We start from the raw sequence: 17,089 nt of genomic DNA, 5'->3' as shown, positions 1-17,089 counted from the left end.
GACCAGCGGGATTCGATCGCTCCTCGCCTATGACCATGATTCAAAAAGTTCTTGCATCACGACCGTATCCGAAGGCAGATCACGGTCCCACAGCCTTTCGACGTAAAACGACACGCCGTCCAGACGGACCGCAAAACCCGAAGCCTCCAAGCCCTGAAGCCCCACGGCGATCACCACATCGGCTTCGGCCGTGGTCATGGTTTCGTAAGCCGAAAGGGCCAGCACGGGAATGCGGTGTTTTTGAACGGCCTGTTTTTGCTCTTCTTTCAGAAACCAGAAACAGTCTCCCGACAAAGCCAAAAGGAGATCGCCGGGTTGCGGGTTCCAGCCGTGCAGGTCACCCTGGAGGTGCCATAAGGGATTGGCCAAACCGCCGCAGCTTAAAAAGGCTAGCAAAAACCCCGCACTATTAAAATCCGTAGGCATCGGCAGGAGAAACGTTGGAGCCAAGGCGCCGAGATTTTCCACCCACGCAGCCAGACCCTCCAGCACGGCCGAACCATGTGCGTGAAACAAGGGCCCGCGACCCAAGAAAAACACGCGATATCGAGCCCTATTCAAATCCTTGAGGAACGCCCTCAGCTCCTTGTCGGCTACGCCCGCCGTCGATGTCACAGGCCCTTCAAAACTTGCCTGGTGCAAAGTCTGAAGAAAAGCCCTTTCGGCATCCTGCGGAATCGACAGAAGTTTTGTCACGCGAGCCATTTCCGTGGTCTGAATATCCACGGCCCAAGCCGCACGATCTTCAACCCCTCTTTCAGTGAATCGTCCCCGTGGAAAGAGGATATAGCGCGCAAGAAGTCTCGGAGCGCTTCGCAAGGGGTTGGCTCCCCAAAAGACAACGAAGTCCGCGTTGTTGCGAACGCATTCCAGAGTGGTGGACGCGGGCGTGTGCCAGCGATAGAGGTTCACAAAGGCTTCCAAAAGAAGACCGTCCGATGGAATCCATAGCGTCTTCCACCAGCGGAGTCCCTGCATCAGGCATTCCAAGGATTCTACGGACAGTTGACTCAGCCCGTAGACCACCACGCGTTGGGCATGAAACAAATGCTCACGACATTCGGCGACGGCATCCTGCCTCGGCAGGGCCTGACGACGCTGACGACTCCGCTTTCGATGGGTGGCACAAAGGGCTCGAGGCATCGACGAGCTGAACCTTTTCCATCCCAGAAACCGCGCGGCTCCCCATGCACACGCGTTTGCCACCTCCATGACGCGGTCGTTTTGGATCACGACATCGATGTCGTCACACAGGCAACTGCACCCGCAGCACACGAGGGAAGAAACGGTTCTTTGCGTCATGGTGTATGGCTCATTCCCGACGCCCCGAAATGTGCCGCAGCCATTTGGCCACGTGCGCGGCGGCAGCGGACCCTTCGGTGACGGTTTGGGTGATGTCCCTGGGGCCATGGCATCCCCCGACAAGAAAGATGCCCGGAACAGTACTGTGCGTTTGGCCTCCCCAATAAAAGGCCTCTTGGTAAAAGCCGTAGCGGTCTTTTTGAGGAGCCGAACGCATCACCCACCGGGAATCCGCGTCGGGCGCGACCACTCCCACGGCTAAGACCACCAGGTCCGCTTGAAGGCTGTGCGCTTTTGAAGTAGGGGTACTTCGGTAATGGACGGTCAGCGGCCCCTGATCTTGTGCCCGCTCTACGCGATCCGGCAGGGCTTTGACGAAACGCACGCCTCGTTCCCGAGCCCGCAGCAGAAGGCTTTCAAAGCTTTTGCCTGCCGTGCGGATGTCGTTGAAAAAGATGGTCACTTGAGCTTCCGGTTCATGTTCGAGGACGAGCATGGCTTCTTTAATGCTCGCCGTGCAGCATGTCACGGAACAGTAAGGAAGAAAACGGCGGTTTCGAGAGCCGGCGCATTGGATGAAAACAACCGATCTGGGCCTGGAACCGAAGGGCGTGATCAGAGCGCCGTGTGTCGGTCCTGTGGCGCAGACCAGGCGTTCGAATTCCATGTTGGTGACCACTTCCGGAAAACGTCCGTAACCATAAGAGCCTAGATGCGCGGCGTTGAAAAGCTGCGCCCCCTCTGAAAGGATGATGGCCGCCGCATGCAATCGGCTGATGCGGGGCTCTTCGTCCAAGCGAATGGCCTGGCGTTCACATGCCCTGACACACAAACCACACTCGATGCAGTACGCTTTCTGAATGGCGGCGCGCAAGGGCACCGCTTGCTCAAAAACGATGTCGATGGCCTTGCGAGGCCGAAGGCCAGCGTTCCAGGCGCTGGGGACAATGACGGGACAGACTTCAGCGCACGCTCCGCATCCCGAACACAGGGTCATGTCCACGTACCGGGGACGATGCTCGATTTCTGCAAGAAAATGACCGGGGCGGCCACTGATCCGCTTGACTCGACTGGAAGCCCAGACCGTGATGTTGGGATGGGACGCTGCGTCCACAAGACGAGGTCCCAGAATGCAGATGGAGCAGTCCAGGGTGGGAAAGGTCTTATCCAGCCGGGCCATGTTGCCGCCCAGAGAATCGTCCGCTTCCACCAATGTGACCGGAATGTTCATCCCCGCAAGGTCCAGAGCGGCTTGACAGCCCCCAACGCCACCGCCCACCACCAGGGCACGATAAGGAACCTTGGCGCCGATGGGACGAAACAGAGACCGAGCGGCGCCGAGGCGGTGAGGCGTTGAGCTCCTGAGGGATTCAGGATATTCCGCGGCACATCGGCGCGCTCGAAGAAGGCCGTAAAGGGCCGTCGCGTCGCGAACTTCTTTGAGGTCGATCAAGCTCCACACCGAATGTGTTTCCCGGCCCAAGGTTTGTTCCAACAATTCGCCGATCAGGCTCAAAGAACAGGCCCCGAGGATGAGCTGTTTTTGGTGCTGCCTGCAGGGCTCAAGAACTTCCTGGGAAAACGTCCGGTAATCGCACAGGGTATCCACAACACGCACCGAAACCCCATCGGCAACCAGTTTCCGGGCCACCTGATCCAGATCCAAATGTCCGTGCCGTTCCGGACAGCGGCAGAGCACTATCTGCAAGGCGGTATTCCGGATATCGACTGCTTCAAACTGTTTCATGATGGTCCTTGGTGTCATGGGCTTTCCTGGGCCGCCGTGGCCATTTCGTCGGCCAAACGACGAATCAACTGCTGAAACTGAGGTCCCTCCGTCGCCGAAATCCATTGACACACAAACCGGTCCGGGTCGTAGCCTTTTTTGACGAGGGCCTTTCGAATCCGCGGAATGCGGCTTTCAAACCGCAGATTGCCTGAAATGTAATGGCAGTCGCCGGGAGGATGGCATCCCGCCACCACGACGCGACCCGCACCTTTCTTGAAAGCACGCACCACCAGCGAAACACTGACGCGCCCTGAACACGGTACGCGGACAATACGCACGATGGAAGGATAGGGCAGGCGGGCCACTCCAGCTGCGTCAGCTCCGGCATAAGCGCACCAATGGCAGCAGAAAGCCAGAATCTTACGCCCTGCGTCCTGTGCAAGGGCCGCATCGATCACGGCGTCAAGGGCTTGCGTAGGGTAGCCCAGGTGATCCGCGGCATGGGTCGGGCAGGCTCCAGCGCACACACCGCACCCTTTGCACGCCGCCGTCTCCACGAAAGCCTTAAGGTTCCCTTCCTCGTCTTCACGCAGGGCCACGGCCTGGTAAGGACATTCCGTTGCACAGACGCCGCAACCCACACAGCGCTCGTGGTCAATGACGGCGATCATGCCGTCCAGCTGCAAAATATCCTGACACAAAAGCTCGTAGGCTTTGGCGGCCGCGCCCACCGATGCCGCCACGGTCTCTCGAACGTCCTTGGGTCCCTGACAAGATCCCGCCAAAAACACGCCTTCCACGGCGGATTCCAAAGGATGCAGTTTCGGATGCGATTCCAGCAAAAACCCGTCGGGGCTTGCGGCCAGCCGAAGCGCCGTGCGCAAGGCATTGGCATCGGAGCGCGGCCGAAGGCCCACCGCACAGATCAACCGATCCACGGGAACACGAAAATCCGATCCAAGAAATTCATCGTGCCAGCTGATGATAAGTCCTCCCGAATCGTGAGGCGTCACCTCGGTCACTGTCCCTCGATGAAACTGCACGCCACGGCGCCGAGCCAGGCCGTAAAGGTCCTCTTCCTGGCTCTTGTCATAGAGCCGAAGATCTCGGTGAAACACTCGCACCTCCATGCCCAGGGCTCGAAGGGCCAGCGCCTGTTTTAAAGTCACGGCGCAGCAGATGCGCGAGCAGTGCGGATACTCGTCTTCCAGACGAGATCCCACACACTGGAGAAAAGCCACGGAACGCACCCCCAGAAGCGCAGAGGGAAGATCTTTGGCGTCTCGGGCAATTCGAGAAAACATTTCTTCCAGTTGCACCGAGGTTATGACCTGGGGCAGGGCCACAAAGGGATAACGAGACACTTCCGGCTCATACGGTTCAAATCCCGTGGCCACAACAACGGCCCCCACTTCTTCAGTGAACCGCTCCGGCCCCGAGATTTCCCGCAGGGAAACCGTAAAACGGCCCACATAGCCCAGGACACTCTCCACGGTGCAACGCTCCATGACGCGAATGCGAGGATGCAACAGCGTCCGCGTGATCAGGGGCCCCACAAAACACGACAGGGGATCGGTGTGTGGAGGCGTCACACGCCAGCGAGCGGCCTGGCCTCCCAGACCTGCACTCTTTTCGACCAAAATCACCGAAATACCGCAGTCCGCCAGTTCCAGAGCGGCACTCATGCCTCCAAGGCCGCCGCCGATCACCAAGGCACGACGCGTCACAGGCACTTGCCGGTCCGAAAGAGGCGTCAATCGAGCCAGCCGAGCTAAACCCATGAGGACAAGGTCGACAGCTTTTTCCAAGGCTTCGGGACCTCGGTGCACCCAGGAACACTGTTCTCGAATATTGGCCATTTCCAGGAGGTAAGGATTGAGGCCGGCGTGGGCGATGGTCCTTCGAAAGGTCACTTCGTGAAGCCTTGGAGAACATGCCGCCACCAGAATTCTCTCCAGGCCGTGGGCGGCAATGTCCTCCTGAATCTCCTTTTGACCGGGTTCGGAACAACAAAACACATGGGTCTTGACCACCGACACGTCGCAGGCCTTCTGCACGCGTTCGCGCAAAGCCTCCACGTCGATGACGCCCGCGATATTGTGGCCGCAATGGCAGATATAGACACCGATAGGGCTCATGGGGAGTTTGACCTGAGCGAGCCGTCAGAAGGAGAGGCGCCGACTAATCCGAATTCGGATTTCGCTACGTCACCATCTGGGTTCAGTGCGCTGGTCAGGACCGTGCGCAGACGGTCCCACAAGGGACATGTGTTTTCATCGGAAACGAGCACGGCGTCCCGCACCACGCGAACGGCATCCCGATGGCACACGTTGGCGCAGGCACCGCACAGAGCGCAGGTGTCTCGAATGAGCTGAACCCGCCCTTCATGGCGCTGAATCACCCGGACTGGGCACACATCGATGCAGCGTGTGCAGTCTTCTGGGCATCGATCCGCGTCCAACACCACGCTTCCGCGAAAAAGGGGCTGGACCTGAATGGATCCGTGAGGGCATCTTTCCTGGCACTGCTCGCAGCGCAGGCACAAGGTAGCATCGGGCGATGTGCCCTCGGGCGTTTCCTGATACACGCTTCGAGGGCAGTTCTGCACACACCGAAAGCAATACTTGGGGCACTCCGCTTCGCGATTTTCCACGATGCGACGTTGCTGACGGCACCAATGATTTTCTTGATGTTCCAGAAGTTCGCATCGGTGCGGGCAGCGCTCCACGCGCACACAAACCTTATCGGGGATGGAAGGCAAGCCGCCCGAACGACGCAGCAGTTCTTTGTCCTGATTTTCATAGTGCAGGGACACGGCTGAGACGGGACACACGTAAGCGCAGACTTCACACAGAAGGCATCGATGATGGTCCAGATAAATCTGCAGGCCGTGCTCATCAGCATCGATCCGCACGGCTTCTCGAGGGCAGGCCAAGGTGCAGAGGTCGCATCGAATACAGCGTTGCCTGTCGATTTTCAAAGACAGCGTCACATGATAAAAACGCACTGTATATTCGATACGGTGAGCGTCCTCGCGTTTCATGCGCTGGTGTCCACCTTCCTGGAAGAGCCGGGTAATCGAAAAAATTCACATTCCTTTTCTTTTGTAGCATAGCTGTGGCATCAAATGAAGAGTATTGAGGTCTTTCGTGGGATGAGCCACAGAGGCGAGGAGTCTTTCATGCCTTACGAGAGCATGGTGGTTTCTTTTGAGAAGGCGGACCCTTCCCAGATCGACAAGCTGGGGGCCAAAGGGGCCAAACTGGTGGAAGATTTTCAAAATCTTCGATCGGACTTTCCTGGAATGGAAGACCGCATCTCCGTTCCCGATGGATTCATTTTGACCACCGACGCTTGGCGCGCTTTTCATGACAAGGGTGGATCCCTGCCGGAAGGACTGTTTGTGGCGGTGACCTTGGCCCTTGCCGACTTGGAACGTCGTGTGGGGCGGCGTTACGGCGACACCAGCGGCCGCATGCCTTTAATCGTCGCCGTGCGCGGGGGCGCTCCTGTGTCTTTGCCCGGAGCCATCAGCACGATCCTTAACGTGGGATTGAACGACGAAATCGTGACCGCTCTGATTGAAGCGGGGGAAGATGAAGGCTTTTTGTTGGGAACATATCTGGAAGCCTTACGCATGTACGGTGAGGTGGTGCTGGGGATTCCCTACGAACGCTTTTTTGAAGTGCTGCAGAAGTTTCATGTGGGGGATGAGGGATCCGTGTCCGTGGACGACCTTTTTCCCCTGATTGACGCCTATAAGAAAGTCTTGCTCCAGTCTCCTGTGAAAGCGTCGGCCCATCGAATGGAATCGGATCCTTTTCGGCAACTGCGGGCGGCCATCGAAAGCGTGTTCCATTCCTGGATGGCCGAAACCGCCGTCGAAGCGCGGCTCAGCCGAAGCCCCAAGGTGCCGGATGACATGGGGACGGCGGTGATTGTGCAGAGCATGGTCTTTGGGAATCGCGACGACCGAGGGTGCTTGGGAGGCGTTCTGTTCACGCGCAATCCGAGAACCGGCGCGGCTGCCCCTGTCATTGAGTGGGCCCCCAAGGTGCAATGCGACAAGATCGTTTCGGGCAAGCTACGCAAAGAACTCCTGCACACAAAAGACTTGCAAGAGCGCTTTCCGGACATTTACGAGCTGCTCATGACCGTTCGAGACCGGCTGGAAGCCCGGGCCAAGAGGCCTCTAGACGTCGAATTTACCGTGGAAGACCGCAAGCTCTACATTTTGCAGCGCCGCCCACTGCGCATGACCTTTTCCGCCACCGCTCGGGCTATGTGGGACTTGGTGGACGAGGGAAAAACCACTGTCCAAATGGCCTCCCTCATCATCAACACGGCGCTGGAACAGCCGGAAAAAATGCTTCGCGAAGGCTTTAGAGACTACCAGGTGTTGGCTGTGGGGGAACCCATCACGGACACGGCGGATCACGGCACCTTGGTTTTTGGAACGGAAGACGCTCTGGAACTGGCCCGCAAAGGGCGACCCGTGATCATGCTTCGCAAAAGACCTTACGGAGAAACGGATCTGGCCGTCAATCATCCCAATGTGCGGGGCATCATCCGCTGTGACGGAAACGTCACCGGCCATGAGGCCGTCTCCGCCGTGGCCTACAGCAAACCTTATTTGATCAACGTGACGGATGTGCACGGTCGGCCACTGCTTCTGGTGGATGAAGACCGCATTGAACTCAATCCCCAATGCACTCTGGCCGCCTACATGGGCCGTGACATATTTGTCGACGGCGAACGCGGCATCGTGGGCTTTACCGAAGCCCACGATTTTCTGGTGGACAGAAAAATCCGCAAAAAACTTTATGTGGATTGGGAGTACCTGCGGGAGCAATTCGACCGGGCGGGCTATCACGAACTCGATTACGAAACGCTCCTGGACATTCATTATCAGATGGAACTGGAGCTCGCCCACTATCAGCGCCTGGAAACGCGCATCAAGGAAGGCGACCGCACGGTTTCCGAAAAAGAACTCATGCACGCCTTTGGGACCTATCTGGCCTACATTCCGGCAAGGGATCGGGAACGCACTCTGGCCCTGAAAGACGTTCGAGTGGACCAATTCGACCTGGGGCCTCCCTTGGTGTACCGAGGACATCAGCTGGGCGAAGAGGTGCTCAAGATCCTCAGAGCCCTCATGCTCTGCACCACGTGGCGCACGCACTGGATTCACGAGATCATGGTGGCCAAAGCCAAAGAACGTGGCGAAAGCGAAGGGGACGTGATTCGGGACATTTTCATCAAGAACCGGACCATGAGTGTGGTCAAAGAGTTTGAAGCCGAAGGGTTTCATCTCATGCGCGTGCCCCATTACTATTACCTTATTTTTGCCAGCAACTTCGAATACGATCAGGATCTGGACAGTGTTCAGGTCAATCCGGGCCTCATGAAGTACGCGGAAAAGGAAGTCCTGGCACGCCATTTCTTGGCCTATCTGGAGCAGATCACCCCTCGCCTTCGAAAGAAGTTGAGGATCATTCAAGGGGAGCCGCCCTTGGGGCAGGGGCACGCGCGCATTGTGAGCATCGGTTTGGCCGTTCCCGACGAAGATTTCGACGTGGTGTGCCGGTACCTGCGAACCTTTTTGGATCAAACCAAGCACGGCTGTCCCATCACCCTGCAAAGCGCCGTGGCCGAAGGGGAATTCGTGGATCTCTATCATTTGGATCCGGTTTTTGCCCCTTATCCTGAACTCCGCATCATGCGAGAAAAATCCAGCGACAATCCCGGCCAAGATCCGGGGTACGTGATCGCCTTTGGCCGATGTTCCTTTGGAGAATTCGACGGGGTCGTCTACGGCCGAGACGAATATGAAAAGCTGTGCCGGCAGGTTCAAGAGTTTCAGAGCTTCCTTGGAACCAAAGGGATGGCGGCGCTCGTGCGGCCGTGGCAGTTTGAGGTGGACCCGTATCGGCGCCATTCCGTCATTGCCGCCGTAGGAATACGCCTGGAAGCTCGAGACTTGAGCTATGTCATGTCCGGCCTCAAGGAATTTCTCGGCATTGAAGCCCAGGCCACGACTTGCCCGGAAGACGCGCTTGTCTGAGAAGCAGGCTTCAACCCTGCTCAAAGCCGCAACTCTTTTGACAGGGCCAAAAGATCCACCGCAGCCTCGGCTCGTGCTGGGACGTCGCCCGAGCGTCTTGTGTGAGTGGTTTGCGTCCTTGTCAATGTCACACAAGAGTGGTCGAGACCTTGGCGAATACCGGCATGGAAGCCTTTTCGAGCGCACGCCGTCGGCGTGAAGCACCGAGCGGTCTCGGTTCTTTCGGACTACCAGCGCAGCAAGGCGCTTCCCCATGTGAATCCGGATCCAAAAGCTGCCATGAGCACAAGGTCTCCCGCTTGGAGCCTACCGTTTCGATAGGTTTCGTCCAGAAGCAAAGGAATGCTGGCGGCTGTCGTGTTGCCGTAGCGCTGCATGTTGTGAAGAAACTTCTCTTCGGGAAATCCCAGCTTTTGGGCCACCATTTGATTGATGCGCATGTTGGCCTGATGCGGAATGACATACTTGATATCTTCGCCCTTGAGGCCGTTCACGTCCAGGATATGCTGGATGACTTCTGAGCCAGGTCATCATTGGTGACGACTCTGAGCGGAACGTAGCTGCCGATGCCGACAATGGCGCTGCGGATCATGGGTTCTCCTTTCCCCGACACATGCTCACACAAGCGTTTGGTGGCGAAACCGCTTCGCCCAGCCACCGCCTCGAGGCACTGACGGCAACGCCTCGGTGCGCGACACGGTTTTTTGGGCTAGCTCTGTCAGCCCATGCAAGCGGGTTTCCAGAAGACCTCGAAACGCTTCCAAGTCTTGATCGGCTGCGCGGCGAGGCACGCAAATGGGATCCCCCGCCGCAATGACTATGTGCGCAAAAGGCTTAGGAATTAAAGTGCGATCCCAGCTGGGCAGGCGCCAGGCCGCATCGGCGGCAAGGCTCAAGGGCACGAGGGGCAGTCCGGTGACGGAGGCGAGCCAAACGATCCCTCTTTGGGCCCGAAGCGGGGGGCCTTGTGAGCCGTCTGCAATGAGCCCGGCGGGGTGACCTTTTTGTGTGAGTCGAAGCATGGCGCGCAAAGCTTGGGCACCCCCACGGTGCGAAGACCCTCGAACGGTCTGAAAACCCAGGCAGTGGGCAAGTCGTGCAGCCCATTCACCGTCTCGGGATCGGCTGACCATGAGGATTCCGTTTACATGCCGAAAGAAATAAAGGACCGAAGGAAAGGCGAAGTGCCACGTGGTCAAAAGACCGCCAGGAACCTTATCCAACGCGGCTCGAAGATGAGCCTTTCCCACGACGTGAAAGCGGCACGTTCGATGCCAGGCCGAAAGGAACGACGCTCCCCAGCAGGGAAGGTGCCGCAGCAATGGATGGTCGGCTGAAAAAAGCTCCCTTAGCACACTCAGCTCCTGAAAGGCTCCCTTGCGCACGCAAAGCTATCTACATTTTTGTGCCTCGCTTCAACTTGCACTCTGACTGAGCATCACCCGCGCGGCTTCATTCTGCGGAAGCCAGTCCGAAAATGTTGTCCGAGTGCTCTCGTGGACAAATCGTGTCCTTCCAGCAGGGGTACCGATCCGTCGGCCAGCAATCTCGGACATGCTCTATGCCGAGTTGAAAAAGCTGCGTCAAGGTGACGTCTCATCTGGCGCTACCAAGGACAGGGCGGCTCGAAGCCCCAATAAATAACTTTGCATGCCAAAGCCTGAAATGCGACCTTGGACGACAGGAGCCAAAACAGACTGTTGGCGAAAAGGTTCCCGCGCGTCGATGTGGGACATGTGCACTTCCACCACCGGTATGGACAGCATTTCCAGCGCATCTCTCAGGGCGTAGCTGTAATGGGTCCATGCGCCCGGGTTGATCACAATGGCGTCGGTGCCGTCGTCCAGTGCCGCGTGAATGCGTTCCACCATGTCCCCTTCTTTGTTGGTCTGATAGGTCTCCACATGCACTCCCAGAACCGCCGCCAGATCCACCAAAGCGCGATCGATTTCGGCAAGAGTGCATGTGCCGTAATGGCGGGCATTTCTTCGGCCAAACATGTTGAGATTGACACCATGGAGCACCAAAACCCTCTTCATGCCCTGAGAACTCCTCACTTTGTTAGACATTGTTTCATTACCCGCTTTTTTCTATCTTAAGCTCTGCGTCTGTGCATCATGATTTTTCAAGGCCAGAAAAGCGAGAATTTTTCGTCATGCCGTCAAGGACGTCTTGGGAGCGTGTCCGAAAATGGCTTTTCGGGGCCGTTTTCGATATATGCTGTAACAGCGCCGCAAGCCGCGATGCCTTATCGCGCCTTGCGGTGCTCCTACAGTCTCGAGCTGCGAGGGCGTGGCCAAACCATTGTCGGACGAGCTCCGTAGGAGCCTGTGCAAGAACCCCTTTCTTACGGCTTACAGGCTTGCAATTTCAATGAGTTACAAAGCCGCCTTTGACCAAAATCGGCATTCTGGGACGGCCTCCGTAGGAAAGTGCCTGGCAGCGTGTTTGTTGAGAATCAAAGGGAGAAAGGTTTATGGCTGTGCCGCCACGGCTGGCCTTGGTGGGTTTTCGAGCTTCGGGAAAGAGCACCGTTGGCCCTTTGGTGGCTCGGTCCCTGGGATGGGTTTTCGTGGATATGGACGAGGAATTGACCCGCTCTTTCGGCGACTCCATCGCAGCATGGGTCGAGCGATTCGGCTGGGCACGGTTTCGCCAGGAAGAATCCCGGCTTCTGGAAAGACTTTCTCGACAAACCCACATTGTGGTGGCCACGGGAGGCGGGGTCGTGGAAAGCGCGATCAACCGAGAAAGGCTACAGAAAGACTTCTTTTCTGTGTGGCTTTGCTGCCGTCTTGAAACGATCTGTCACCGCCTTGCCTTGGATGACAAAACGGCCACCCAAAGACCGTCGCTCACGGGGCAGTCCACCATCCAGGAGACTGCCGAAGTGCTTCAGCAAAGAACACCTTGGTACGTAGCGTCAGCACATCTGGTGCTCGAGGCAGATGCCTTCCCTTTGGAGCTGCTTGCACAGAAAATCCTTCAAGCTTATGAAGCCTCGGCTGGTTTTGACAGAACTGTTTCCTGATGGTAGACATGGCGTGCTTCGGCCCTATGGCTGAAGAACTTGGACCGCCCCTTGCTGAAAGGATCCTCTGTATGACCGAGACACTCAACCCTTCACCGTCCGGCTCCATGGAACCGACCCCCAGCCCCTGGCAGCCTGTGTACGATATCTTTCAAGGGGTAAGCCGCAAAACGGTCTGCGCGCGCTACGGCCTTCGAGAACAGGACTTGGACAAGCTTATCGCCGATTACAAAATTTCCCGGCGTCAAATGGCCCTGGCCGATGAATTCATCGTGCGCAAAGTCGGCCGAAACGATCCCTGTCCGTGCGGGTCCGGGAAAAAATACAAGAAATGCTGCATGGCCCTGCACGAGGAAGCCCGCAAGGCCCTGCCCCGAGATGAACTGCAAAAGCTCGAGGAACGCCTTCAAAAACGGGAAAAGCTTCAGGAGGACATCCACAAAGGCTTTCAGGCCCTTATGGAAGAATCTTACAACAAAGCTCGAAAACTTGCCGAGCAACTCTTGGAGAAGTTCCCGGAAGATGACCGACTGCACGATATCGTCGTTGTCGCCTGCCTGGGACAGGGAGACTACGACGCCGCCTTCTATCGAGCCCGCACGCGCTATCAGGTGGCGGTGGAAGAAAAAGATTTCTTTCAGGAAAACGGTTACCACAAGCGGGAAGGTTTGGAGCGCACGCAGCTGGTACATTTCTACTCGCCCAGCACATGGCTCGAGAAATTCTGGATTGCTCAAAGAGCCCGCGCCTACGCCCAAGAATTTCCCACCGATGACAATCAGCGCCTCATGCAGCGTGTGGCCCGACTCAAGGCTGCCAATGATCTCAAGAGATTTCCTCAAAAGGACATGGCTGGCTTCGAGGTGCGCCGAAACGCGCTCGCATCGGTCGTTGAGGATCTTCAAAAGGACGGGCCGGCCGCCGTGCCGTATCTTTTGCCCCTATGCTACAATTTCTCCTGGGCCAGCATGTTTGTACCGGAACTGCTCCATACCGGAGGACATTCCGAATCGGCGCGGCTTTTGGCGGAACTTTCCATGTTTCGGTTTCCCTACTTTTCCCAGATGTGTTTGAAGTATCTAGAAGAGATGGGGGAAGCCGCCGTGCCGGTCATCGAAAAGACCCTCTTGGAAAACACGGCCTTTGATGAGCTTAAAACAGGCCTTCTCATGGTACTGGGCGCCGTGCCGACGGAGCAGAGCTTTCGGATTCTGGTGCATATGACGAATCATGAAAACCCTTACGTGGTGAACTGGACGGCGCAAGCCCTTGGACGGCAGAAGAACCCCAAAGCCTTACCGTACTTGGAGCGGGCCAAGGCAAGGCTTGGCGCCCTGAGCAAGATTCAAGGTGCCATTCAAGACCTGGTGCAAAACATGAAGGGCGGACCGGCGTGAGGACGCGGCCGACGAGGAACTGCGCCCTGTCGTCACGCATGGATTGGCTCTTAGGGAGGGACCGGCTTCTGCCCGTCCGGAATATTCTCGGAAACGCACGAGCGCTTCTTGGTGGGGGCCGGCAGGACGAAGGCGCAGGAGCGCGTCCCTTCGATGCGAGAGCGCGTCCGTGAACGCCCCAGTAGGAGCGGGGCAAACCGCGATGCCTTATCTCGCCTTGCGGCGCTCACACAGCCTCAAGGTGAAAGGACGCAGCCAAACCGAATCGGCGAAGCTTCTCTGGGTTTAGTCACGCTATGGGCACTCGGAGATGGGCCCCTGCACCATGTTTGTTATTGGGAAGGATCGTTCCCTCGCGCTCCGCATTTTCGGTGAGATCGTTCAAGGAGGGCTTTCCCGCGTCATTTTGGGTTCGAGACCACAGGAGCATCGCACGGCGCGATAAGCGATCGCGAAGTGCGTCGCTCCCGTTGACGGCACCGACGAACACGCCGCTTAGTGTTCCTTTTTCCCCACCACTCGTCGAATGAGAGCGGCCATATCTTTGATGGCGTAGGGTTTGGGCAAGGCCCCTTGAAAGCCGTAAAGTCGGTAAGTTTCCAAAAATGGGGTCTGCGGAATATCCCGTATAGATGACCGCCTTAACCTTGGGGTCTACATTAAGAAGTTGCGCCATGGTGGGAATGCCGCCCATGCCTCCCTTGACGGTCAGGTCTAGAATCACCAGATCATAGGGTTCTCCCGCTTCCATGGCCTGCTTGTACATGGCGATGGCTTCCTTGCCGTGCCGCGCCGTGTCGCATTGGTATCCCAAGTGTTCCATGACGGCTTCCGCCAACTGGCGAAGCATCGGTTCATCGTCCATCACCAGGATTTTTGCCCGCAGAGGCCCTTCCATTTCGGCCAGACCCGCAGCCAGGGATCTCGCTTCGGGAACTGCAGGTAAATGAATCGTAACCGTGGTTCCAGCCCCTTCCCGAGACGTGACGGCAATGTGCCCTCCATGACTCTGCACAATGCCCCAAGCCACGGCAAGACCCATGCCCATCCCCTTTTGCGTGCCACGCTGTTTGGTGGAAAAATACGGGTCGAACACGCGATCCTGAATATCCGGAGGAATCCCGCACCTTTCGTCTTGAATTTCCAAGCGAAGATACGGGCCTGGGCGGAGTTGCCCGCTCAGGGCATCGTCGGGTTTCACATCAATGTTTTTTATGCGCACGAAAATGCGGCCGCCCACAGGGCTTGCGGCTCGAGCGTTGTCCAAAACGTTCACCAAAACGGTGCGCAACAGTTGCGGGTCCCCTTTCAGGCTCCGCAGGCCGTTTTCGAAAATCACCTGACCCGACACAGGCTTGCCCGACAAGGTGGTTCGACAAGTCTCTTCGGCCAGAGATCCGGCGTGAATCGTCGTCCTTTCCTGCACGGCACGGCGCGCAAAGCACAGAAATTTGAAAGTGAGCTCTCGTGCTTCCAGGGCCGCCACATTGGCACTGCGGAGCATGGGCGTGATGGCATCTTGCGGGCGACAAAGGCTCAGCGCCAGATCCAGATTGCCGAGAATGATGGTGAGAATGTTGTTCCAATCGTGCGCAATGCCCCCGGCCATGGTGGACACCGCTTCGAGTTTTGTGCGTTTGGCGATGTCCGCTTCCAATTCCTTGCGCGCCGTGACGTCTCTCAGCCCCCAGCCCATGAGGTCCGCGCGTTCCACGGGAAACTCAAAGGCGCTCATCTCCACCCAAACCTGGGCTCCGTCGGCACGCGTCGGGACATACTCCGCAAGCCGCGAAGGCACTTTGGACTGCTCCGAAGCTTCCGCCAAGGCACGTCCCATGTCCTGTTGACGCAAACAGACACTCACGTGCGCCTTGCAAAGCTCTTCTGCATCATAGCCGAGAAGACGGCAGGCCGCCGGATTGGCGTAGACGATATGACCTTGGGCATTCACAAAAAGGATGGCGTCTCGTGTGGCGTAAAGGAAATCTCAGGCGCTTTCTGCGGGAAGATCCGAATGCGAGCCTTCCATGCGGTGGCCACCTCGTGAACGAGAGATATTTCACGTGACAAACTAGAGAACTTCTACATGAAGTGCGTGTAAAACGCAAATATTTTCCGGCGGCCAAGGGACAAAGGCCTAGGAAAAAGGCCGCCGTGGCGCTGACGAGAGAAAAGGGAATCTGAAATCTTGAAGCCCCGCCGTGCGCTCTTTGCCGTCGCCTTGACGGCTTTGGGGGGTTGGGATTATGGTACGTTTACACAAGGGCTCCGAGCGAACTCGGAACTCTCGGGCTGAAGCTCAATGGAAGCCATAGAGCACCAAGTGGGGCTTATCCTCTTGGAAAAGCGGTCACGAAGGCTGGCGTCTGGGGATGGACGTTCGGCCTTTTGTTTTGTGCCCCAGGCTTTAACAACACGATGAATAGGAAGACATCATTAATGATGGGTTGTCTTTACAGCGCCCGCATGAATGGATGGCCGGCATTTCGGCCAAAACAACGAAAGGGGGAAATGCGATGCCTGCAGCACCAGGACATCCAATGGTTCAAAAGGTTCTTGTGGCCTGCACCTGCATCACGGCTCTTACCGTAGGCCTCTCACTTCTTGCTTGGGCGCATAAGGTTAACCTGTTTGCCTACGCCGAGGGGGGAACCGTGTATGTGGAAAGCTATTTTCCCGACGGATCTCCTGTGGTTCAAGGAAATCTTCGCGTTACGGATGCCAAGGGCACCCCAGTCTTTGAAGGGAAAACGGATGCTCAAGGCAAGGCTCAATTCGCCGTACCTGCGGAAAAGTCAGACCTCACCATCGAGCTCAACGCCTCCATGGGGCACCGAGTGGTATTCATTTTGAAAAAAAACGACATGTGAGGGCACGGCGATGGTGAAATGTTTCTTGGGATGGCTCATGTTAGCTTTTGCCCTGGCAGGGGCGTGGGCTTACGCTCAGCCGCCGGATGCAACCGGTTTGGAGGCTCAGGGGATGCAAACGGCACCTTCGGACGTGAAGGCTTTGCCCGCACAGGATTCCATGCTGGTTCTGGAGGCTTTGCAGGCGCAACAAAAAGAGATGAATCAGGAATTGCGGGCCATCAAGAGGGAGATGGCCGCCTTAAAGACGGCCGTGCAGGAGCCGGACTTCAAGGACATTCTTGGGGGTATTGGATATATTTTAGGCATCTTCGGGGTGGCTTACTACGTGCAGGCACGGCAAAAACGTGGCCCCAAAGGGTCATAGAAGGTTGTTGAAAAACACCTGTACTTGATTCCTAAGATCGGCCGAACGTTCTAACGAAGGGATCGAAGCCTCGGAGCGTGTCTGAAAATGGTTTGGCTGTCTCCTTTCAGTTTGACGCTGTAGGAACGCCGCAAGACGCGATGAGGAAGCACGGTTAAGGCCGCTCCTTCTGAAGCTGTGCTCGCAGACGTCTCATGGGGTCCGACCTTTGGCGGACAACGGGAGGGCTGTGCATGCGAAAGCGTAGGCTCCCAAATGCCCGATCCCCGCGCAAAAACCTTCGAACAGCGTTTTCGGACAAGCGGCGAGCTGGACGCTGGAGAACTTAT

Annotated in this window: 13 protein-coding genes and 1 pseudogene; 5 read left to right on the top strand and 9 right to left on the bottom strand. The window is 57.1% G+C overall.

Annotation, left to right across the window (positions count from 1 at the left end; all coding sequences use genetic code 11):
* Positions 1 to 27: 27 nt before the first annotated feature.
* The 4 genes from ACUVSA_RS04560 to ACUVSA_RS04545 form a co-directional block, all read right to left on the bottom strand.
* Positions 28 to 1,212: a hypothetical protein gene (locus tag ACUVSA_RS04560; RefSeq protein ID WP_445893945.1), complete on the bottom strand. Its 1,185-nt coding sequence runs from the start codon at positions 1,210 to 1,212 to the stop codon at positions 28 to 30.
* Between the two features lie 100 nt (positions 1,213 to 1,312).
* The gene (locus tag ACUVSA_RS04555) at positions 1,313 to 3,049 is read right to left on the bottom strand and encodes a 4Fe-4S binding protein (protein WP_445893944.1); all 1,737 of its coding nucleotides are present in this window, start codon (positions 3,047 to 3,049) and stop codon (positions 1,313 to 1,315) included.
* 14 nt (positions 3,050 to 3,063) lie between these two features.
* Positions 3,064 to 5,169 (bottom strand): hydrogenase iron-sulfur subunit, encoded by a 2,106-nt coding sequence (locus tag ACUVSA_RS04550; protein ID WP_445893943.1) that lies wholly within the window; start codon positions 5,167 to 5,169, stop codon positions 3,064 to 3,066.
* A complete protein-coding gene (locus ACUVSA_RS04545) occupies positions 5,166 to 6,074 on the bottom strand; it encodes a 4Fe-4S dicluster domain-containing protein (RefSeq protein WP_445891040.1) in 909 nt (302 codons plus the stop codon). Before ACUVSA_RS04545 ends, ACUVSA_RS04550 begins: the two co-directional genes overlap by 4 nt.
* 138 nt (positions 6,075 to 6,212) lie before the next feature.
* On the opposite strand from ACUVSA_RS04545, the gene ACUVSA_RS04540 reads away from it, so the two are divergent.
* Complete coding sequence (locus ACUVSA_RS04540; RefSeq protein ID WP_445893942.1) at positions 6,213 to 9,095, top strand: PEP/pyruvate-binding domain-containing protein; 2,883 nt, start codon at positions 6,213 to 6,215, stop codon at positions 9,093 to 9,095.
* A gap of 227 nt (positions 9,096 to 9,322) precedes the next feature.
* Here ACUVSA_RS04540 and ACUVSA_RS04535 read toward each other — a convergent pair whose 3' ends face one another.
* The 3 genes from ACUVSA_RS04535 to aroQ form a co-directional block, all read right to left on the bottom strand.
* Positions 9,323 to 9,589: a 3-oxoacyl-[acyl-carrier-protein] synthase III C-terminal domain-containing protein gene (locus tag ACUVSA_RS04535; protein WP_445891042.1), complete on the bottom strand. Its 267-nt coding sequence runs from the start codon at positions 9,587 to 9,589 to the stop codon at positions 9,323 to 9,325.
* Positions 9,590 to 9,712: 123 nt separating this feature from the next.
* Positions 9,713 to 10,480 carry a lysophospholipid acyltransferase family protein gene (locus ACUVSA_RS04530; protein WP_445893941.1) on the bottom strand — a complete coding sequence of 256 codons (768 nt, stop codon included), beginning with the start codon at positions 10,478 to 10,480 and terminating at the stop codon, positions 9,713 to 9,715.
* 198 nt (positions 10,481 to 10,678) lie between these two features.
* On the bottom strand, positions 10,679 to 11,134 hold the full coding sequence (aroQ, locus tag ACUVSA_RS04525) for a type II 3-dehydroquinate dehydratase (RefSeq protein WP_445891044.1): 456 nt from the start codon (positions 11,132 to 11,134) through the stop codon (positions 10,679 to 10,681).
* Positions 11,135 to 11,571: 437 nt separating this feature from the next.
* On the opposite strand from aroQ, the gene ACUVSA_RS04520 reads away from it, so the two are divergent.
* The gene (locus ACUVSA_RS04520; RefSeq protein WP_445891045.1) at positions 11,572 to 12,126 is read left to right on the top strand and encodes a shikimate kinase; all 555 of its coding nucleotides are present in this window, start codon (positions 11,572 to 11,574) and stop codon (positions 12,124 to 12,126) included.
* Between the two features lie 71 nt (positions 12,127 to 12,197).
* Complete coding sequence (locus ACUVSA_RS04515; RefSeq protein WP_445893940.1) at positions 12,198 to 13,523, top strand: SEC-C metal-binding domain-containing protein; 1,326 nt, start codon at positions 12,198 to 12,200, stop codon at positions 13,521 to 13,523.
* Positions 13,524 to 13,812: 289 nt separating this feature from the next.
* Here ACUVSA_RS04515 and ACUVSA_RS04510 read toward each other — a convergent pair whose 3' ends face one another.
* Complete coding sequence (locus tag ACUVSA_RS04510) at positions 13,813 to 15,180, bottom strand: ATP-binding protein (RefSeq protein WP_445893984.1); 1,368 nt, start codon at positions 15,178 to 15,180, stop codon at positions 13,813 to 13,815.
* Positions 15,181 to 15,183: 3 nt separating this feature from the next.
* A pseudogene (locus ACUVSA_RS04505) lies at positions 15,184 to 15,492 on the bottom strand (PAS domain-containing protein); the annotation flags it as partial.
* Between the two features lie 571 nt (positions 15,493 to 16,063).
* Here ACUVSA_RS04505 and ACUVSA_RS04500 point away from each other — a divergent pair.
* Both ACUVSA_RS04500 and ACUVSA_RS04495 read left to right on the top strand, forming a co-directional pair.
* A complete protein-coding gene (locus ACUVSA_RS04500) occupies positions 16,064 to 16,393 on the top strand; it encodes a carboxypeptidase regulatory-like domain-containing protein (RefSeq protein ID WP_445893939.1) in 330 nt (109 codons plus the stop codon).
* A gap of 10 nt (positions 16,394 to 16,403) precedes the next feature.
* Entirely contained in the window at positions 16,404 to 16,760 is a 357-nt protein-coding gene (locus ACUVSA_RS04495) for a hypothetical protein (protein WP_445891049.1), read from the top strand.
* The last annotated feature ends 329 nt before the right edge of the window (positions 16,761 to 17,089 follow it).

The sequence above is a fragment of the Desulfosoma sp. genome (assembly GCF_052743555.1).
Note: the sequence above shows the minus strand (reverse complement) of the source record. Positions and strands in the feature narration are given on the sequence as shown.